Source organism: Providencia rettgeri (genome assembly GCF_013702265.1).
Taxonomy (GTDB): Bacteria; Pseudomonadota; Gammaproteobacteria; order Enterobacterales; family Enterobacteriaceae; genus Providencia; species Providencia zhijiangensis.
The window spans coordinates 3,412,314-3,433,597 of record NZ_CP059348.1; the positions used below are offsets into that span (position 1 = coordinate 3,412,314).

Sequence of the window (21,284 nt, forward strand, 5' to 3'; positions counted from 1 at the left end):
CTCAAGCTAGTTCAAACATAAGGGGGAATATTTTAATACCAAAATCGTAAAAGATTGAGTAACGCAGGAAGTCGCGTATAGCCTTCTCTATCAAGGAAATGTCCCGCACTTTCTACCATCGTGACAGAGGTTTTTAATGCTTTTGCTAACTCAATTGAAGCATCAGGATCCACGACCCAATCATTGGAAGAGATAATCGAAGCTCGCTTATCTGTTATGCCAATCAATTTATTATAATCCAATGAAAACTGAGTATGATCAGTCAACTCAGACAACGAATCCAGCGAGCGGTCAAACCCAGAAACCAGCACATAGCCACCAATTTTAGCCCCTTCCGGCGCATTATTTTCCAGAAAACGTAATGCCGTAATACACCCTAAACTGTGCCCAACTAAAATAGTATTTTCATCAAACTGAATATTGGCATCAAGTAAACATTGCTGCCATTTTTGCGGATCAGGAGAGTTGGATTCCGGTAATGCAGGCACATCAACCGTCGCCCCTACCGCTTCTAATTCATCTTTTAACCAGTTAAACCAATTATCATTCGGTGATGCGGTATAACCATGAACAATGACAACTTTTTTACCGTCCACTTAATCGCCCTCAATATTAATTGCCATAAAAATATGGCTAAACGCAGAATCATTGCGCAAATTTAGCATGGGGTTTGAGAAGCTTCATTCTCATTATTCGTGATATCTATAAGAAAAATAAATGCTTCATCCAGCTCTTCTTCTGCTTCATTCATCAATTCAATCACCGATGAAAATTGCGTACGCTGGGCAGCCTTTAAATGGCTAAAAATCAGCGTCACGGGTAACTCTATTTCCCCAGTAATCACATCCCATAACCCATCGAGATTATGTCCAAACCATTTAGGAAGCGAGAATTTTTGCTGAAATTGCTGATAAAATGCCTCAAGGCTATCTATTTCACGAAAATCAAAAACGACGGTCTTGCTCATCGCTGCCCCCAATTATTTAACTTGTTGGAACGTTTTATAATGGTCTGTACTGACGAAGATCATCCCGTCAGAGGAATAGAGTAGACGGTCTGCACCACGGTGCCCACAACGATAATTTATATCAGCTTCAAACCACTGACGCCCCTGTGCAATAGGCAAACCTTTTTCACGGTTAGAAAAGCGGTCGCCACCGATGGCTCTACCGGGTAAAACTTCACATAAATTCCCTTTTTTAGCATCCCAACCCGCTTCTCTTGCCTGTTTTTTCGTCATATAAAATGCCGGAAGCTTTTGATATTTTTCCATAAAACTGACCACATTGTTCTGAGCGGTCAGTTGGTCAATAGTTTTTGGCGTTTCATGCGGAGTTATCGCTTCGCGGGAAGGCGGTGTACTTGATATAGTTTGCGTGGTTGATGATGTACCAGAAGATGGTTCCGGTGCGCCCTGCTCACCACCTTTAAAATACAGGCTAATCGCAATCAAAATTGCCATTAACACTAAGGAAATAATACGTTTATTCATAACGCCTCAATTATTTTTACTGTGCAGATAAATAATCGCCCCAGTCACATTCGTAACTAGGGCGAATAAATAAAAGACTATCTTAACGTGTGATTACGCGGTGCCACCCACGGTCATTTTATCGAGTTTCAGTGTTGGTTGCCCCACACCCACTGGCACGCTTTGCCCTTCTTTACCACAAACGCCCACGCCTTTATCCAGCGCAAGGTCATTACCTACCATGGAAATCTGCTGCATAGCTTCAACACCAGAACCAATTAAGGTCGCACCCTTCACTGGTGAGGTAATTTTACCATTTTCAATTAAGTAAGCTTCAGAGGTTGAAAACACAAATTTACCCGATGTGATATCCACCTGACCACCACCGAAATTCGGTGCATACAACCCTTTTTCAACACTGGCAATAATCTCTTCCGGTGTTGACTCACCCGCTAACATATAAGTATTTGTCATGCGAGGCATTGGTAAATGAGCGTAAGATTCACGACGCGCATTCCCAGTTGGCGCCACACCCATTAAACGCGCATTATGCTTATCTTGAATGTAATTACGTAGAATTCCATTCTCAATCAACACATTGTATTGGCCCGGAACCCCTTCATCATCAATGGCTAATGAACCGCGACGCCCCGCAATGGTTCCATCATCCACCACCGTACACAGGGAAGATGCGACTTGTTCGCCCATTTTTCCTGAGAAAACGGAGGTACCACGACGGTTAAAGTCACCTTCTAAACCATGGCCCACCGCTTCGTGGAGCAGAACTCCCGGCCAACCGGCACCTAATACTACAGGCATCATGCCTGCAGGAGCGGCAACTGCCGATAAATTCACTAACGCCATGCGTACCGCTTCACGGGCATACTGCTCCGCGACTACTTGCCCTTGATGGATTTCGAGGAAATATTCATAACCATAACGACCGCCGCCACCGCTTGCTCCGCGTTCACGTTTGCCATCATGTTCCACCAGTACACTCACCGATAAACGTACCAAAGGGCGAATATCTGCCGCTAATGTGCCATCGGTTGCAGCAACTAACACTTGTTCGTACACACCAGTTAAGCTGGCATTCACTTCAATCACGCGAGGATCTTCAGCGCGCGCCACTTGGTCAACGCGATGCAGCAATTCAATTTTCTGCTCACGCGGTAAGCTACGCAAAGGATCCGCTTCAGAATAGAGTTTTTTGTAGTCTACGTTGGTTAAAATCTGCGACTTTCCAGCGCCTTGTTCAGTGACGATACTACGGGCAGCTGTGGCACTTTGGGTGAGTGCCAGTAGTGAAATTTGGTCTGCATAGGCAAAACCTGTTTTTTCACCCGTAATCGCTCGAACCCCAACACCTTGGTCAATATTGTAGGAGCCATCTTTAATAATTCGGTCTTCTAAAACCCATGATTCATGGTAGCTAGACTGAAAAAACAGATCCCCATAATCAACACGGCGCTCAGATAGCAGCCCTAAAATATCATACAGATTATCTTGACCAAGACCGTTGGCAGCCAGCAAATGTTCGCTGACAGAAGCTAAACTCATATTCGTTACTCTTATTTAGTTTATTTTTTAATCAATGATGTTAATTGTGGTCTAAAGCGGTTATGTTTCACCACTCGGATCTGTTCACGCATCACTTTTAAGCTGTCTGGCTGGACATTCACAACCAACGCAGAAACAGCATCCACATTCTTTTTCATCACTTTACCCCAGCCATCTACGGCGAGAGTGTGTCCCCATGTACGACGCGTACCATGCACCCCAACTTGCGCTGGTGCTAAAACATAGCACTGATTTTCTATCGCACGGGCTCTTAACAGTGGCTCCCAGTGAGCTTGTCCAGTATAACGAGTAAACGCCGCAGGGACGGAAATAATCTCTGCGCCTTGTTCACGTAAAGCCTGAAATAAACCAGGGAAACGTAAATCATAACAAATGGTCAAACCTAAGCGACCTACTGGTGTATCCACCACAGTGAGGTGCTCACCACGTTGATAAATAACCGATTCGTTATACTCGCCTTGTTCATCTTCGATATTCACATCAAACATATGAATTTTATCGTAACGCGCAGTGATATTTCCTTTCGCATCAAACAGTAAGCTACTGCTGGTAATACGTTCAGGATCTTCACGGCTAATCAATGGCATTGACCCAATCAGGATCCACACATTGTAACGGATAGCCATCGCGCGGATAGCGTCTTGTAATGGGCCACGACCTTCTGTTTCAGCCTGTTTACGATAGGTTGCAGCATCAGCAAATAGCAATGCATTTTCAGGAGTAAGAACTAACTGCACGGTATCAGGCAACTGTTTAATTTGCTGCTCTATCTGTGCCAAGTTGTGTTTTGTATTCTTACCACTACATAACTGCAAAAGTGCAACATTACCCGTTTTCATTACTCTTGAGTCTCCTTAAGCTGACGTAGTACTTCATCAATTTTAGGTTCATCCAGACTACCGCTTACGCGATAGCGAATAACCGAAATTTTACTCCACAACGGACCAAGGACTTTCGATGCCGCAAATACTGCCGCGCCCGCAAAAGGGTTAATCACAAATGCGGTGGCTACACCTACTGTAGCAGAAATTTCAGGGGTAATGACCGCTTCAGCATTAATTTGACGCTTAACCAGGTCAATATCGCCATTCAAGGCAATATCCGCGACTAATCCATCAATATAAAGATCCTTCGAGGTTAGAATACCTTGATTGATGACCGCATTGCCTTTAATCGAATCAAAGTCAAAGTCATTACTGAACGTATCCCGGAAATCTAACTGAAGTTTGCGCAATAATGCATCAAAACTAACTAAACGTAGTAACTGTCCAGCACGACCCCCTCCCATATGGGCAATCGCACCTTTCCCTAATTTTGCTGACATTTTCCCATTCAGTGTGGCGACATCCGGTTCCCAAGGAACCTGCGCCCAATTCAGATCAAATTCAATCGAATATGGGGAGTCGATGATCGGCACCAAGACACCAAAATATGCAGCGGTTTCATCGAACGCCTCGCCGGTAAGCGAGCCTGCAATCTCCGTCTTATTACCATCATTACTGCGCCATAGAGCATCCAGCTTTAACTCACTAGCACTATTTTTCAGTGAACCTGCGGTTAATTTTAAGGTGTGCTGTCCCACCGGCGTGACTTTCGCCGTGATTTCGCCAAGTTTTTGCCCACTCACCCAACATTCGGCGCAATGGATATTCACTTTAGGCCACTGGCTAAAGTTGAATACTTCCGATGACGTGGTCTTTTCACTTGAAACTAGCGAGCCTTCAGGATTGTAATACAGATACTCAATATTCAACGCCCATGGCTGCTGCTTCCAAATCTGTAGCTGTCCTTTTAGGTTTGCGCTTTCTACGTTGATTTGTTGTTCATCACGGTATAAATCGTAAGAGAAGCTCAAATCTTTCCAACGCTGTCCCGCCAAATAAACGGATGGCGCTTTAACTTCAAGGGTATCTGGGTAGCCAATTTGCCCCACATGCTCACTGGCTGAAGACGATAAAAAGCCACTCGCTAATTTCTCCCAATTGACATCTTCTACGGCAGGTAAATCCACCAAGATGGTCGAGCCGTTTGGTAACGCAGGAACCTGATTATTCCATGGGGCAATGTGCGCTTTCTGTAGTTTCAATGGCGAGCTGGTGAGCGACCACTGAGAGTTAAAACCAAGGCGTTGACCAATATCACCACCTACCGTTAATTGCTCCGTCGTGCCTTTCGCTTGAACATTCATCTTGCCAAGCTGTCGCAGTAGTTCAGTATTCAGCGCAGGTAACTGGCTTTTTAGCTTATTTAATCCAGCCGTAATCTCAATCTGTAAGCCTGTCGCTTGCTTGGATGATTCTGGTAACGTGATATGAATTTGGCTTTTCCAATCACTCACACCAGAGACTTTCCCTTTGATATCACTTGGCAGCATAGGAACTTTATTCAGCTCCCAATTTCCACCAAGGTTAATATCCACCAAATAATCTTTCGGCCGTGTAGACGTCGTGAAATCCAAAGAAACTGGCTGTTCTAACCATTGCCCCGTGATGTTATCACTGACTAAATCCCCATTGGTAAACTTGAAGCTTCCTGTCAATCCGTGCAATGTACTATCGATTGGGCGTACAAACACATCATTTTTATTAAGATTAACTTGCCCTTTCGCGACAACGTCTTTTCCAGCCGATAATGGAATAGCGAGATTAAGCTTACCGGTTACGGTACCATCGATTTGTAGCTCATCCAGCGTGTCGCCAAGGGAATGTTTGAGTGGTGTATGGGTGAAATATTGTTGGATCTGTTTGCCCGTTCCACTCACTCCCGCATCGATATATAACATTTCATCGAAGTAATCATGGATCACCGCATCGAGATTTTCTGCCGTTGCATCCCCTAATTTCACCGAGTCCGTATGCATCGCTAAACTTGCACGGCTAAAGTCTAAATCGAGGTTTAAATCCAATAATGCAGGCCATTGGTCATCGTATTCGAATGTACCATCACGCAGCGGCACATACACTTGGAACTGCCCGTCATTTTTATAGTAAGGATAATGTGCGGGGTCGCCTTTATACACCAACGTCGCATTGTCTACATGTCCGGCAATAATCGCTTTGGTCAGATAATCCGCGAGCTCCTGCCCCATGAGTTTTTGCGGGAAATAGCGCCAAGCTTCTCCTGCATCATCGGTGCTGATCCCCGCTAAAATAGCCAAATCGGCAATATCATGCTGTTTCGCTTTTGCGTAGCTAAAATCACCATTGGCTTTGACGGCCTTAGCTTGCAAATTCACACCTGAACTCCACAATTTGAATTCGCTGCTGTTATTGATCCAATTTAATTTGCCGCTGGCGTTACTAATCTCAAAAGGTGCTTTAAATTCATCGCGATAATCCACGATACTATCTTTAAGCGAAAATGAGAGAACGCCTTGTTGAGCTCCGCCAATAAGTACCCCGGAGAAATGGTTTACAGAAGGAAGCTCTTTCCATTTTTTCCAGCTAACATCCTGCCAATCCATGCTGATTTGCGTATGATCTTCAGTGTCTTGCGTTAGATCGAGGGCAAACTCCGAGACTAATCCCGTCGGCTGACGATGCTGCCAATCTTGCACTAATTCTGGCGTAATAAACGAGAATGTCGGCAACACTTCACTTAAACGTTCTAGCTCAATATTTTTAGCACGAATGCGCCAGTGATCTTTATTTTGATATTTTGCCGATGAAGGCAAATACAGAACGGAGACACTCCCTTGCGGCCAGATGTATTCATTGGTTTTCAGAGTATCTAGCTCAGGAATATTAAACAGCCAACCGTTGCCTTGGCGCTTCATTCGCACCAGTAAATCATTCACTTGAAGATTTTGCGTGAGAGGCTCTTCCCCCCAGTTCGCTTCACCTTGGCGTAGCTGGATCAGACCATTATCTATACGATTATTCTTGAGGGTGATCCACGATGATAAACTGAAGTTGGCGTCCCGTAACCCCGTATTATCGCGTAGCCACTTGCTGAGCCAAGGCTGCATATCAATGTTATCGGCCTGCAAATAGAACATGCCGTCACTGAGTACGCCATTTTTATCCGACACATCCAGCTTCACTTGCAGATAACTATTTTGCTTATTTAGCGTTTCAAGGCTAACGAAACCTTGGGCGCGGTGACGGGCATCTTGGTTAAGCCATGAAAGTTCTGGCAGCAGTAACGTCATCTTTTGGTCTGATGGCGTCAAAAATGTCACTTGGCTATCTTTTAAAATAAAATGGTCAAACTGCCTTAAAAACAGGTCATCCACGCCATCATAGTTCGTCGTTTCATCTTCCGTCCCATCAAAACTAAGTGGGACTTTATAATCCACATTCAGTTGATAAAACGTCAAATCACGAAAACGCCAACGCAAAGATAATAGCGAATTCCAAATATCTAATTCGATGGTGACTTTGTTGACTTGTATATCGGTGATTGGGTTTTTGATAACAACATCGGAGATGATAAGCTCGGGGCCATAATAGCGCCAAGCTCCTTCAATCTGACCAATATCCAGTGAGATATCACTGTGACTTTCAACGTAAGTGATAATTTCTTGGCGATAATTATCGATATTGGGTAATAGAAAACGCAAACTGGTGAGTACCAACGCACACAGCAACAATACAGCAGCGGTTGTCACGAGTACGATACGTGGCAGTCGTTTCACCAGTTTCTCCTTCAAGCAGAATGCTACATCATGACAACATCAAAGCGTTCTTGGCTATATAACGGCTCAATCTGCACTTTAACTTGTTTCCCTACAAAGATTTCAACTTCCGCTAATGCGTGAGATTCATCCCCGGTCAACACATCCACTACCGCTTTTGATGCGTAAACTAAGAATCTATCAGCATCGATTGTGCGGTGAACTCTCACGATTTCACGCAAAATTTCATAGCACACAGTTTCAACTGATTTCACCGTACCACGACCTTGGCAAGTTGGGCAGGTATCACACAGCACATGCTCCAAACTTTCACGGGTTCTTTTACGTGTCATCTCAACTAATCCTAGTTGAGAGAACCCATTAATGGTGGTTTTTACCTTATCTTTACTTAAAGCTTGTTCAAGTGAGGCTAACACACGGCGGCGATGTTCAACATCAGACATATCGATAAAGTCGATGATAATAATACCACCGAGATTTCTTAATCGTAATTGGCGCGCAATGGCTTGAGTCGCTTCAACGTTGGTATTAAAGATAGTTTCTTCTAAATTACGGTGACCAACAAATGCGCCCGTGTTGATATCGATGGTGGTCATCGCTTCAGTTTGGTCAATGATCAGATACCCGCCCGACTTCAATTCAACCTTTCTGTCCATCGCACGTTGAATTTCATTTTCCACATCGAACAAGTCAAAAATAGGTTGATTGCCTTGGTAAAGCTCAAGCTTCGCCGTCATTTCCGGCACATATTCCGCAATAAACTCTTCCAACTGCGTGTAGGTTAAACGAGAATCCACACGAATACGGTCGAGGGATGCGCCTGCAAAATCGCGAATAATGCGGTATGCCAGTGAAAGCTCACCGTAAATTTTAGTGCGCGTGACATTACGTTTTTTACGTTCAATCACTTTCGCCCATAAGCGTTTTAAAAATGCGGCATCTTGTTTGACGTCATCTTCAGCCACACCTTCTGCGGCAGTACGAATGATAAACCCGCCGTTTTCATCGCAATATTGTGCGACGCACTCTTTTAAACGCTCTCTTTCTTCTTCACTATCAATACGCTGAGACACGCCAACATGGGAAGCCCCCGGCATGAAAACCAAGTAACGAGAAGGCAGTGTAATGTCTGTGGTGAGCCTTGCGCCTTTGGTGCCTAGTGGGTCTTTAACCACTTGGACAATTAAATCTTGCCCTTGCTTTACCAACTCAGCGATATCTCTGACATGAAAGTTTTTCTGCTCATCACCTGCAATGCATTCAGTGTGAGGCATAATGTCTGAGGCGTGTAAAAAGGCTGCTTTGTCCAGACCAATATCAACAAAGGCCGCCTGCATACCGGGTAAAACGCGGCTCACACGACCTTTGTAGATATTCCCTACTAGCCCTCTTTTCGCCTCTCTTTCAACATGTATTTCTTGTAAGATCCCACCATCAATATAAGCTACGCGCGTTTCAGATGGTGTTACGTTTACTAATAGTTCCGTAGTCATGAATTCCCCTTCCCATCACCTAACGCTAAAAATCGTTGTATTAATTCTTCTGTTTCGACCAATGGTAAGCCCACCACGGCATGATAGCTGCCATTAATGCATCGAATAAAACGTCCACCGAGACCTTGGATACCGTAAGCACCGGCTTTATCCATTGGCTCGCCAGATTGTATATAATCCTGTATTTCCAGCAAAGATAACTCGCGGAATGTCACATCTGTCGTAATCAATGAGGTTAACGTCTCATGGGAGTTTGATACGGCAATGGCGGTCATTACCTGATGTGTTTTACCGGAAAGGTCACTGAGGATTTGCTGAGCATGGGCCGCATCTCGCGGTTTTTCTAATATTTTACCGTCAAGAACCACAATAGTGTCTGCACCCAAAACAGGATGATCCGCAGGGGCAATTGCTACACCTGCACGGGATTTATCTCGAGCCAAGCGCTGTACATACACCTGAGGCGATTCCCCTTCTTGCCATTTTTCTTCCACTTCGGGACGCAAGATTTCAAAGGAATAACCTAGCAGTTGGACTAATTCACGTCGTCTCGGTGAACCTGATGCAAGATAAATTAAGCTCATAAATTGTCATTCCAGTTATCATCAACGGCCACAATCTTAACATACTGAAAATTGACGGCGAATTTTTCGTAACAGTAAAAATAACCATGGCCACAGAATACCATTCACCAAACTATTCCAGAATACTTGCGGGTGGAATAAGACTTGTGATGAAAGAAATTCACCCCAGAAAACGGCAAGGTCTTGCACCACCGTTAATGCAACAATAATCAAAGCTTGCTGCCACAGTGCCATGTTACGTAAAAGCTGATGCTTGTATGCCACGAGATAACAAATGATGCTGAAGGAGAGCGCATGTACGCCCAGCGCTGATCCTTGAATAGAATCGACAATAATTCCTAAGATAAAGCTGGTGCCCACACTGACGCGATGCGGTAATGCCATTACCCAGTATATTAAAATGAGCAGTAACCACGATGGTCGGTAAAATGCCAATTGTTCAGGCCAAGGCATTACCTGCAAAATCAGTGCAATAAAAAAAGATAGCCAGATAATGATGCGCCCATTGCCGCGATACTCATCCATTATGATTTCCTCTCCATCCTTTCATCATACCGTTTCCCTCACTCTATCTTATGGTTGAGGTTGAGGCTGTGCAGGTTGCATGGACGGCGGTAATGGTGGCCCTTGAATTTCGCTCGGCGTTGGTAACACCTGCGGCAACACTTTCATTAAACGCTCATTTGCAGCACGGTAAACATCGGATGGCTGTAATGGGGTTTTCGGATCACTTTCATTGCCCCACAGCAGGAGTAAATAACGTAGACGTTGTAACTCAGCGCTTGGTCTTGCAGAAATAATGGTATAGGCACGTTGAGTATCATGTTTCACTGCTGAAACAACCGCGACAGGATACCCTTCAGGGAATCGTCCACCTAACCCCGAAGTCACTAACACATCACCAACACGAATATCCGTATTTCCAGGAAGTGGCTCTAATTGCAGATCATCCGCACAACCTGAACCCGCAGCAATAACACGAATGTCATTACGCAAGACTTGCACAGGCAATGCATGGGCAGTATCGCAAATTAATAAAACGCGGCTATTAAAATTACTGGTACCAACGACCTGGCCTACCACACCTTTATCACTGATAACTGGCTGGCCTTCATAAACACCGTCATTACTGCCTTTATCGATCACGACTTGGTCGCGATAAGGCGTATTCGCACCTGAAATGACTTGCGTCACCATCATGTGTTCATCTTGGCGTAATGGGGAACCTAACAATTCACGTAAACGGGCATTTTCTTGTTTGAGTTGCTCAAGCAGCAAGTTATCCGCTTTTTTTAATAATAGCTCTTGGCGCAGGGCTTTATTCTCAAACTGGAGTTGATCCCGCGTTGAAAGGGTGTCAGAGATATTATCGAGGAATTGGCGTGGTCCGTTAGCTAAAAAATAGAATGGGCTAACCGCCGTGTCTAAATAATTACGGATTTTATTGAAAGGCTCAAATCGATGGTCAATCACCACCAGCACCAATGCAATTATCACTGCAATAAAAATGCGTAACTGTAGGGAAGGACCTCGCCTAAAAATTGGCTTCATGTATGGCTAAGTTTCGCTAATGGTCGGAGAATAAAAAAATAGTCAAAGCAACTGGAGCTAAAAACTCCAGTTGCTTATGGCGTGATTTAGTCTTCGCTAAACAGGTCACCGCCGTGCATGTCAATCATCTCTAACGCTTTACCGCCGCCACGAGCCACGCAGGTTAAAGGATCTTCAGCAACGATGACCGGAATGCCAGTCTCTTCCATTAATAAACGATCTAAATTACGCAGAAGAGCACCACCACCCGTTAATACCATACCGCGCTCTGAGATATCAGACGCTAATTCTGGTGGGCACTGTTCTAACGCTAACATTACCGCACTTACGATACCGGTCAGTGGCTCTTGTAATGCTTCTAAAATTTCGTTGGAGTTCATTTTGAATCCGCGTGGCACACCTTCCGCCAAGTTACGACCGCGAACTTCAATTTCATAAACTTCATCAGTTGGGAAAGCAGAACCGATACCGTGTTTGATACGCTCAGCCGTTGCTTCACCAATTAAGGAACCATAATTACGACGCACATAGTTGATGATTGACTCGTCAAAACGGTCACCACCAATGCGAACAGAAGAAGAGTAAACCACCCCGTTCAGGGAGATAACAGCCACTTCAGTGGTACCACCACCGATATCGACAACCATAGAACCTGTCGCTTCAGAAACAGGTAAACCAGCACCGATTGCCGCTGCCATTGGCTCTTCAATTAAGAATACTTCGCGGGCACCTGCACTTAATGCAGATTCACGGATAGCTTTACGCTCAACTTGAGTTGCACCAACAGGTACACAGACTAAAACACGAGGGCTTGGACGCAGGAAACTGTTGCTATGAACTTGCTTGATAAAGTGTTGTAACATTTTTTCAGTTAAGAAAAAGTCAGCAATCACGCCATCTTTCATTGGTCGAATTGCAGAAATGTTACCCGGTGTACGCCCCAGCATCTGTTTCGCTTCGCCACCAACCGCTGCCACGCTTTTTGGCGAGCCTGCGCGATCCTGACGAATTGCAACTACAGAGGGTTCATTTAATTTGACGCCTTGTCCTTTGACATAAATGAGGGTATTGGCCGTACCCAAGTCAATTGACAGGTCATTAGAAAACATGCCACGAAATTTTTTAAACATAACGAAAGGATTATCCTGCAAGCTGGGGACGAATAAAAACCCGTCTACTCTACCAACCACTTGAAGCTGCCTCAAGGCGTAAATCAATCACTTCATAAATATGGTTAATTCATCTATTTTCACATACTAAAATCGTACATGCTTCTATAACAAAACGAAGCAGATAAAAACCTCGCAAATTGCCCTTAATTCATATGCATCGAAAATAACCCATCATTCGCGCACAATAAACAGACAACCTCTGGTTGTTATATACTCCATCTTTGCGTTCTTCCCAGTGTGACAAGCGATTATGTCTACAAGTTCAAATAAAATTTTTATATTTTAATTATTGCTATACATCTAGCTTTTTAACAACAAAATAAGTGAACTTAAATTCACCTAATTCTATTATCAACTTAAAATTAAGCCATAACCATGTCGACACGCTGATGTATTAGTCAGAGTAGGACATTTTGCATGATAAAAGACTAGTTATGCCAGAAAAAAATGCATTTTTACAAATTAATTACATAAGTAATAGCGTGAATACCATTCTGGCGTCAATGAAAACGATTTTACCTGTGTGTAAATTAAAAAAAACACTTATTTAATCATAAAATTAGGGGTGGATCATGAAAGCGCTCGTTTTACAGCAACAAGACGATAAAATCGTCCCAGAAATCCTCAATGTACCTACTGAGTCATTACCCGCTGGCGATGTCATCGTCGATATTCATTGGTCGACAATTAACTATAAAGATGCGCTAGCTATTAATGGAAAAGCAGGCGTTGTCCGTCAATATCCAATGGTGCCCGGAATTGACTTCTCAGGCATCGTTCATCACAGTGAAGATCCCCGCTTTCATATTGGCCAACACGTACTATTAACAGGATGGGGAGTTGGCGAAACACATTGGGGTGGACTCGCCACACAAGCAAAAGTCCCCGCCGATTATTTAACCCCTCTTCCTGAAGCATTATCACTGAAGCATGCCATGACCATCGGCACCGCAGGATTTACCGCCATGTTATGCGTAAATGCCCTTGAAGATGCGGGGATCACCCCTGAAAGTGGCGAAATTGTAGTAAGTGGTGCCAGTGGCGGTGTCGGTAGTGTCGCCACCCAATTACTTTCTTTATTAGGCTATCACGTTGTGGCGATCTCAGGTCGCGCAGAAAATCACGATTATTTACTGAAAATTGGCGCGAAAAGCGTGCTACCTCGCAGCGAGTTTACTCATCCAGCCAAACCGCTTGATAAACAACGCTGGGCTGGCGCTATCGACACGGTTGGTGGTGACGTGCTGGCCAATATCTTGGCGCAAGTGAATTATAATGGTGCGGTTGCGGCCTGCGGACTGGCTGGCGGGTTCTCACTGCCAACAACCGTCATGCCATTTATTTTGCGTAATATCCGTCTACAAGGGGTCGATTCTGTTTACTACCCTGCGGCAAAACGCCAAAAAGTGTGGGAACGCTTAGCGCAACTCTTACCTGATGCGTTTTATGAGCAAGTTAGCTGCGAAATTTCATTAGAAGAGTGTGTCGAGCACGCAAAAAAACTCTTAAAAAACGAAGTCACTGGGCGTACCCTAGTAAATCTTCAAAATTAAATCATCAACACTCGTAATTGTGTCGCCACAATGTGGATTACGGCACAATTTATAAAATAAATTCGGGTAATTTCTCTGATAAGACCAGTATTTTGCTGCTATATGCAACGAAATAATTATAATGCTCTTCCTTGTCAGTGGAAAATCTATTTATTTTTATGATAAAAGATGACAAACCGTCGACATCGCGTTATGTTGTCAGATTATTGACATATCGTCGGAGTTAGCAACACAATGACAGAAGATATTCATATTTTGCTCCTGAACGGGCCGAACCTAAACATGCTAGGTTCTAGAGAACCGGATAAATACGGGCCTCGCCCTCTAACTGAAATTGTATCGAACCTGATGCAAGAAGCAGAAAACTTAGGCGTGAAGTTGAGCCATTTTCAGTCAAATGCAGAGCATGAACTTATCGATAGAATTCATGCAGCACAAGGTAACGTTGATTATATAATAATCAACCCAGCCGCATTCACGCATACTAGTGTTGCTTTGCGAGATGCACTATTGGCAGTTTGTATCCCGTTTATCGAGATCCACCTGTCTAATATTTATGCGAGAGAACCCTTTCGTCATCACTCTTATTTCTCCGATATGTCTAATGGAGTTATTTGTGGTCTTGGCGCAGATGGTTACAGTTTTGCATTACAAGCCGCGGTTAACCGTGTGCGACTAATTAATTCAATCCAAATATAAGAGTACGGAATCATATCCATGGATATTCGTAAAATTAAAAAGCTGATCGAGCTTGTTGAAGAGTCTGGCATTTCTGAACTGGAAATTTCTGAAGGTGAAGAGTCAGTACGTATCAGTCGTGTATCACCAGCATCTCAAATGATGGCTGCACCTCAACAGTTCTACTCAGCACCAGTTGCTCAACAACCTGCATTAGCTAACGCAGTTGCTCCAGCACAAGAAGCAGCAGCTCCAGCAGCACCTGCGGCAGTTTCTGGTCACCAAGTTCGCTCACCAATGGTTGGTACTTTCTACCGCTCACCAAGCCCAGAAGCAAAACCATTCGTTGAAGTTGGTCAAACTGTCAAAGTTGGCGATCCTCTTTGCATCGTTGAAGCGATGAAAATGATGAACCAAATCGAAGCAGATAAAGCTGGTGTTGTTAAAGCTATTTTGTTGCAAAACGGTGATGCAATAGAATTTGACGAGCCATTAGTTGTCATCGAATAACGGGGCGTTTCCATGCTGGAAAAAATTGTTATCGCTAACCGTGGGGAAATTGCACTGCGTATTCTGCGTGCATGTAAAGAACTCGGCATCAAAACTGTTGCGGTTCACTCCACGGCAGATAGAGATTTAAAACACGTGTTGCTGGCAGACGAAACTATTTGTATTGGTCCAGCAGCATCGGCAAAAAGCTACTTGAATATCCCTGCAATCATTGCAGCGGCTGAAATCTCAGGCGCACAGGCGATTCACCCAGGATACGGTTTCCTGTCTGAAAACGCTGACTTTGCAGAGCAAGTAGAACAATCAGGCTTCATTTTTATCGGCCCAAAAGCTGAAACCATCCGCCTAATGGGCGACAAGGTTTCTGCGATTAGCGCGATGAAAAAAGCAGGCGTTCCATGTGTACCAGGTTCTGATGGTCCACTGGGTAACGACACTGAAAAGAACAAAGCGATTGCTAAACGCATCGGCTTCCCAGTTATCATCAAAGCATCTGGTGGTGGTGGTGGTCGTGGTATGCGAGTGGTTCGTAATGAGAAAGATTTAGAATCTTCCATTAACCTGACCCGTGCAGAAGCAAAAGCCGCATTCAACAACGACATGGTTTACATGGAGAAATTCCTTGAAAACCCACGTCACGTTGAAATCCAAGTGATGGCAGATGGTCAAGGTCATGCTGTTTATTTAGCTGAACGTGACTGTTCAATGCAGCGCCGCCACCAAAAAGTGGTTGAAGAAGCACCAGCACCGGGGATCACCCCAGAAATTCGTCGTAATATCGGTGAACGCTGTGCGAAAGCCTGTATCGAAATCGGCTATCGTGGCGCAGGTACTTTTGAGTTCTTATTTGAAAACGGCGAATTCTATTTCATCGAAATGAACACCCGTATTCAGGTTGAGCACCCAGTGACCGAAATGATCACCGGCGTTGACTTAATCAAAGAACAGCTGCGTGTCGCTTCTGGTTTACCATTATCTGTGACTCAGGATCAGATCAATGTTCACGGTCATGCGATTGAGTGTCGTATCAACGCAGAAGACCCGCACACATTCCTGCCTAGCCCAGGTAAAATCACTCGTTTCCACTCTCCGGGTGGCTTCGGTGTTCGTTGGGAATCTCATATTTACGCAGGCTACTCTGTTCCTCCGTTCTATGACTCAATGATCGGTAAATTAATCACTTACGGTGAAACTCGTGAAATCGCGATTGCTCGTATGAAGAACGCGCTGAACGAACTGATCATCGATGGGATTAAAACCAACATCGAATTACAACAGATGATCATGAATGATGAAAACTTTGCCAAAGGTGGAACCAACATCCACTATTTGGAGAAAAAACTCGGTATTCAAGAATAATCCCCTGAATAATCGACATTTTCATCATTAAAAACAAATACCGGAAAGCCAATTTCCGGTATTTTTTTGCCTATAAATGGCAGGATTATCGGTTTTATTACGCTATTTTTCACACTCCCCCTTCAGATTGTCGTACAATCCCCGATTATTTTTGTCAACATGAGGAGGAAAAGCGGATGGACAAACGTTTTCTTCAATCAAACAGGGAAGCTCGTTGGGCGCTATATCTGACTATTGCCTACATGATAGGTTGGGTACTTTGTGCTTATCTACCCAGTAACACACTTGGTGTTACCGGATTACCGTTATGGTTTGAATGGTCATGTCTGATTCTCCCTATCATCTTTATTTTGCTATGCATCATGATGGTTAAACTCGTATTCAAAGATATCTCGTTGGAGGAGAAAGATGCAGACTGAAGTTCTTCTGCCCTTAATCGGCTATCTGCTCCTCGTTTTTCTCCTTTCGCTCTACGCTTATAAAAAACGCACGAAAGGCGAATTTCTTAATGAGTATTTTCTAGGTAATCGCTCGATGGGCGGCTTTGTTTTAGCCATGACCATCACCGCAACCTACATCAGCGCCAGCTCCTTCATCGGTGGTCCCGGTGCCGCCTACAAATACGGGTTAGGCTGGGTACTCCTCGCCATGATCCAACTGCCGGCTATCTGGCTCTCTCTGGGCGTACTGGGCAAAAAATTTGCCATCTTAGCTCGCCGCTACAATGCAGTTACCCTTAACGACATGCTCTACGCCCGTTACCAAAGTCGTTTTCTCGTTTGGTTTGCTAGCGTAAGTTTATTAGTCGCTTTCTTTGGGGCGATGACGGTGCAGTTTATCGGTGGTGCGCGACTACTCGAAACGGCGGCCGGCATTCCTTATACCTACGGATTAATGATTTTTGGCGTATCAATCGCGCTGTATACCGCGATTGGAGGCTTCCGAGCCAGTGTCCTTAACGATGCTTTACAAGGGCTGGTCATGTTACTGGGTACGATTATTTTGCTGGTTGCCATTATCTACCATGCAGGTGGTTTACCAGCTGCCGTGGAAAAAATGCACGCCATCGACCCGAAATTAGTCTCTCCTGAAGGTGCCAACGATATCCTCAGCGGACCATTTATGGCTTCATTCTGGGTGTTAGTCTGTTTTGGGGTTATCGGGTTACCACATACCGCAGTGCGTTGTATTTCTTACAAAGACAGTAAAGCCGTCCACAAAGGTATCATTCTGGGTACCATTGTGATGGCAATCTTGATGTTTGGTATGCACTTCGCGGGCGCCTTAGGGCGTGCCATACTGCCGGATTTAACCATTCCAGACCAAGTGATCCCGACTTTGATGGTTCAGGTTCTTCCACCATTTGCCGCAGGGATTTTCCTAGCAGCACCAATGGCCGCAATTATGTCCACCATTAACGCCCAATTACTGCAATCTTCGGCGACGATCGTGAAAGATATCTACCTTAACGCGGCACCTGAACAAATTAAAAATGAGAAAAAACTGGCACGAATCTCCAGCTTCTCAACGTTGATTTTAGGCGCGTTATTGCTGGTTGCAGCATGGAACCCACCTCAAATGATTATCTGGTTGAATTTACTCGCATTTGGTGGATTAGAAGCGGTATTCCTGTGGCCACTGGTTCTTGGATTATATTGGGAAAAAGCCAATGGTACTGGCGCTCTGAGCGGCATGATTGTTGGCGGTGTTTGCTACGCCATTTTCGCCTCATTCAAAATTGAAATTATGGGCTTTCACGCCATTGTGCCATCACTGATCCTGAGCCTGATTGCCTTTTTGATCGGTAATCTTTTTGGCAAAAATCCAGTACAATCGGCACCAAATGAACTATCAACGAATTAGAATTTAAGACAAGAGAAACGAAAATGCCTTGGATACAAATCAGAATAAACTCCACTGGAAAAAACGCAGAAGCCCTTGGCGATGAACTCATGGAAACGGGCTCCGTGTCCGTCACCTTCCAAGACAGCCATGATACCCCTGTTTTCGAGCCGCTTCCGGGAGAAACTCGCCTGTGGGGCGATACCGACGTTATTGGTCTGTATGACGCTGAAACCGATATGAAATGGGTGGTCGCTCAGTTAGAAAATAGCCCATTACTCGGCGCTGGCTTCGTTCATAAAATCGAACAAATCGAAGATAAAGATTGGGAACGTGAATGGATGGATAACTTCCACCCAATGCGCTTTGGCCAACGTTTATGGATCTGCCCTAGCTGGCGCGATGTGCCAGATCCTACCGCGGTTAACGTAATGCTAGATCCCGGCTTAGCATTCGGTACGGGAACCCATCCGACGACTTCATTATGCCTTGAATGGCTCGATGGGTTGGATCTTGAAGGCAAAACCGTTATCGATTTTGGTTGCGGATCAGGGATCTTAGCTATCGCGGCATTGAAACTCGGTGCAGCGCAGGCGATCGGGATCGATATCGATCCACAAGCTATCCTCGCGAGCCGCGATAATGCAGAACGTAATGGCGTCTCAGAGCGTCTGTCGCTCTATTTACCCAAAGACCAACCCCAAGACCTTCAGGCTGATGTCGTTGTCGCTAACATCCTTGCAGGCCCATTGCGTGAGCTTGCACCGATGATCAGTGTACTGCCGCGTGCTGGTGGTCATTTAGGTCTGTCTGGCGTGTTAGCCAGCCAAGCTGAAGGGGTTGCTGATGCTTATCGTGCCGACTTCAATATTGACCCTGTTGCAGAGAAAGATGAGTGGTGCCGTATCACTGGTGTCAAGCATTTTTAATGGGTTTGCGGTAAAAATCAAAGAATAATTTCTTTGAAATTAATTGCAGAATGGATTATCTTACAGCTCAAATATTGCTCAATGACTGATGATAATCTGTTCTGCTCGAGAAGTGAGTCTTGGATATTCAACGTAATCGTTATTTTTAGCTCCTGTTGTTAAAAAACACCTAACAACTTGTTAAATAACACTAATTTTATTATTTTATAAAAAGCAAGATAAAAAAGTTAGTGATAAATAACCGTTTGCTCAAAGTTTGTCCTTTCATATCTCGTAAAAAATGCGTAATATACGCGCCCTTGCAGTCACAGTATGGCCCCCATTTAGTTATGCGAATCGGACAATATCAGTTGAGAAACTGTCTTATTGCTGCCCCCATGGCAGGTATCACAGATAAACCGTTTAGGTCTCTGTGTTATGCGATGGGTGCTGGAATGACGGTATCGGAGATGCTTTCTTCTAACCCACAAGTTTGGAAGACAGATAAATCGAGACTCAGGATGGTTCACCGCGATGAACTCGGGGTACGTTCCGTTCAAATAGCTGGCAATGATCCCGATGAAATGGCCGCAGCAGCTCAAATTAACGTTGAGAGCGGCGCTCAAATCATTGATATCAATATGGGCTGCCCAGCTAAGAAAGTGAATCGTAAGCTTGCAGGCTCAGCCTTACTGCGTTATCCGGAGATTGTAAAATCAATCCTGGAAACCGTTGTAAACGCTGTGGATGTGCCAGTCACACTGAAAATCCGCACAGGCTGGTCACCTGAAGAGCGTAACTGCATAGAGATTGCCCAATTGGCCGAAGATTGTGGTATTCAAGCCCTGACCATTCATGGCAGAACCAGAGCCTGTCTGTTCAACGGTGAAGCTGAATATGACAACATTCGGGCAGTTAAGCAGACTGTTTCCATTCCGGTTATTGCCAATGGCGACATTACTGACCCGCTAAAAGCCAGGGCTGTTTTAGACTACACAGGGGCGGATGCCTTGATGGTAGGACGAGCAGCTCAGGGAAGACCTTGGATCTTTCGGGAAATCCAACATTATCTGGACACAGGTGAGATATTGCCACCGATGCCTATGGCAGACGTGAAAAGCATTATGCTAGGGCATGTACGGGAACTGCACGACTTTTATGGTCAAGGCAAGGGAGCCCGTATAGCGCGCAAACATGTTTCTTGGTATTTACAAGAACATGCACCTGATGACCAGTTTCGGCGCTCCTTCAACGCCATTGAGGATGCCAGCGAACAGCTGGAGGTGTTGGAAGCATTTTTTGAAAATTTTTGCGTAAATAAAAGATAAGAGCTGACAGAACTATGTTCGAACAACGCGTAAATTCTGACGTACTAACCGTTGCAACTGTAAATTCACAAGATCAAGTAACTCAAAAACCGTTACGTGACTCAGTTAAGCAAGCACTGAAGAACTATTTTGCTCAATTAAATAATCAAGATGTTAACGATTTATATGAGCTGGTATTGGCTGAGGTAGAACAGCCTTTGTTGGACATGGTTATGCAATATACCCGTGGAAACCAGACCCGTGCAGCCCTGATGATGGGTATCAACCGCGGAACTCTGCGTAAGAAACTGAAAAAATACGGCATGAACTAATCCTAGTCGGTTAATGCAGTGTTTTTAGAAGCCCTTTCTGATTTTAGAAAGGGCTTTTTTTGTCCCTTTCGATCTGAACACTATCCCCCTCCTTTCTAATACTTAGTTAAGTGCCCCTCTGCTGTTTAATTTTGTTCCCACTCCGGTACATGTTACTACCTTGAAAGATAGCTACAGTCGACTGGGTTACGCGATAACAACCGCATCTGAGTGGCATTTAGCGGGGATGAAAGCCGAGAATTGGCTTAGCCATGTAAAACTTCCTCTATAAATAAAAAAACCCAGTACAAACGCAAATTCATACTGG

General features: G+C 44.5%; 20 protein-coding genes. 9 read left to right on the forward strand and 11 right to left on the reverse strand.

Annotated elements, in window-relative coordinates; genetic code table 11:
- Window positions 1-32 precede the first annotated feature (32 nt).
- From H0913_RS15685 to H0913_RS15735, 11 genes are all read right to left on the reverse strand, one after another.
- Complete coding sequence (locus H0913_RS15685) at window positions 33-596, reverse strand: RBBP9/YdeN family alpha/beta hydrolase (RefSeq protein WP_181477569.1); 564 nt, start codon at window positions 594-596, stop codon at window positions 33-35.
- Window positions 597-658: 62 nt separating this feature from the next.
- Entirely contained in the window at window positions 659-967 is a 309-nt protein-coding gene (locus tag H0913_RS15690) for a barstar family protein (RefSeq protein ID WP_181477570.1), read from the reverse strand.
- 12 nt (window positions 968-979) lie between these two features.
- Window positions 980-1,492 (reverse strand): ribonuclease domain-containing protein, encoded by a 513-nt coding sequence (locus H0913_RS15695; protein WP_154603461.1) that lies wholly within the window; start codon window positions 1,490-1,492, stop codon window positions 980-982.
- 93 nt (window positions 1,493-1,585) lie between these two features.
- On the reverse strand, window positions 1,586-3,031 hold the full coding sequence (tldD, locus tag H0913_RS15700; RefSeq protein WP_154603462.1) for a metalloprotease TldD: 1,446 nt from the start codon (window positions 3,029-3,031) through the stop codon (window positions 1,586-1,588).
- 20 nt (window positions 3,032-3,051) lie between these two features.
- On the reverse strand, window positions 3,052-3,891 hold the full coding sequence (gene nit1, locus H0913_RS15705) for a deaminated glutathione amidase (protein ID WP_154603463.1): 840 nt from the start codon (window positions 3,889-3,891) through the stop codon (window positions 3,052-3,054).
- The gene (gene yhdP, locus H0913_RS15710; protein WP_181477571.1) at window positions 3,891-7,688 is read right to left on the reverse strand and encodes an AsmA2 domain-containing protein YhdP; all 3,798 of its coding nucleotides are present in this window, start codon (window positions 7,686-7,688) and stop codon (window positions 3,891-3,893) included. Before yhdP ends, nit1 begins: the two co-directional genes overlap by 1 nt.
- Window positions 7,689-7,711: 23 nt before the next feature.
- On the reverse strand, window positions 7,712-9,181 hold the full coding sequence (rng, locus tag H0913_RS15715) for a ribonuclease G (protein ID WP_154603465.1): 1,470 nt from the start codon (window positions 9,179-9,181) through the stop codon (window positions 7,712-7,714).
- Window positions 9,178-9,765, reverse strand: coding sequence for a Maf family protein (locus tag H0913_RS15720; RefSeq protein WP_181477572.1), 588 nt, complete (start codon window positions 9,763-9,765; stop codon window positions 9,178-9,180). The genes rng and H0913_RS15720 overlap by 4 nt, the downstream gene beginning before the upstream one ends.
- A 36-nt stretch (window positions 9,766-9,801) precedes the next feature.
- Window positions 9,802-10,290 (reverse strand): rod shape-determining protein MreD, encoded by a 489-nt coding sequence (mreD, locus tag H0913_RS15725; RefSeq protein ID WP_154603467.1) that lies wholly within the window; start codon window positions 10,288-10,290, stop codon window positions 9,802-9,804.
- Window positions 10,291-10,338: 48 nt separating this feature from the next.
- Window positions 10,339-11,316, reverse strand: a complete 978-nt coding sequence (gene mreC / locus H0913_RS15730; RefSeq protein WP_154603468.1) for a rod shape-determining protein MreC — start codon at window positions 11,314-11,316, stop codon at window positions 10,339-10,341.
- Between the two features lie 86 nt (window positions 11,317-11,402).
- On the reverse strand, window positions 11,403-12,446 hold the full coding sequence (locus H0913_RS15735; RefSeq protein WP_006662897.1) for a rod shape-determining protein: 1,044 nt from the start codon (window positions 12,444-12,446) through the stop codon (window positions 11,403-11,405).
- A gap of 614 nt (window positions 12,447-13,060) precedes the next feature.
- Between H0913_RS15735 and H0913_RS15740 the strand changes: the two genes are divergently transcribed.
- From H0913_RS15740 to fis, 9 genes are all read left to right on the forward strand, one after another.
- The gene (locus H0913_RS15740) at window positions 13,061-14,041 is read left to right on the forward strand and encodes an oxidoreductase (protein ID WP_154638803.1); all 981 of its coding nucleotides are present in this window, start codon (window positions 13,061-13,063) and stop codon (window positions 14,039-14,041) included.
- A gap of 234 nt (window positions 14,042-14,275) precedes the next feature.
- Window positions 14,276-14,740, forward strand: coding sequence for a type II 3-dehydroquinate dehydratase (aroQ, locus tag H0913_RS15745; RefSeq protein ID WP_154603470.1), 465 nt, complete (start codon window positions 14,276-14,278; stop codon window positions 14,738-14,740).
- 18 nt (window positions 14,741-14,758) lie between these two features.
- Complete coding sequence (gene accB / locus H0913_RS15750) at window positions 14,759-15,229, forward strand: acetyl-CoA carboxylase biotin carboxyl carrier protein (RefSeq protein WP_006659070.1); 471 nt, start codon at window positions 14,759-14,761, stop codon at window positions 15,227-15,229.
- A 12-nt stretch (window positions 15,230-15,241) separates the two neighbouring features.
- The gene (gene accC, locus H0913_RS15755) at window positions 15,242-16,588 is read left to right on the forward strand and encodes an acetyl-CoA carboxylase biotin carboxylase subunit (protein WP_036956076.1); all 1,347 of its coding nucleotides are present in this window, start codon (window positions 15,242-15,244) and stop codon (window positions 16,586-16,588) included.
- A gap of 176 nt (window positions 16,589-16,764) precedes the next feature.
- Complete coding sequence (locus H0913_RS15760) at window positions 16,765-17,007, forward strand: DUF997 family protein (protein ID WP_108478429.1); 243 nt, start codon at window positions 16,765-16,767, stop codon at window positions 17,005-17,007.
- The gene (gene panF, locus H0913_RS15765; protein WP_181477573.1) at window positions 16,997-18,451 is read left to right on the forward strand and encodes a sodium/pantothenate symporter; all 1,455 of its coding nucleotides are present in this window, start codon (window positions 16,997-16,999) and stop codon (window positions 18,449-18,451) included. Before H0913_RS15760 ends, panF begins: the two co-directional genes overlap by 11 nt.
- Window positions 18,452-18,474: 23 nt before the next feature.
- A complete protein-coding gene (prmA, locus tag H0913_RS15770) occupies window positions 18,475-19,359 on the forward strand; it encodes a 50S ribosomal protein L11 methyltransferase (RefSeq protein WP_181477574.1) in 885 nt (294 codons plus the stop codon).
- 329 nt (window positions 19,360-19,688) lie between these two features.
- Window positions 19,689-20,666 carry a tRNA dihydrouridine synthase DusB gene (gene dusB, locus H0913_RS15775; protein ID WP_036956067.1) on the forward strand — a complete coding sequence of 326 codons (978 nt, stop codon included), beginning with the start codon at window positions 19,689-19,691 and terminating at the stop codon, window positions 20,664-20,666.
- A gap of 14 nt (window positions 20,667-20,680) precedes the next feature.
- Window positions 20,681-20,977 (forward strand): DNA-binding transcriptional regulator Fis, encoded by a 297-nt coding sequence (gene fis / locus H0913_RS15780; protein WP_004258438.1) that lies wholly within the window; start codon window positions 20,681-20,683, stop codon window positions 20,975-20,977.
- Window positions 20,978-21,284 lie beyond the last annotated feature (307 nt).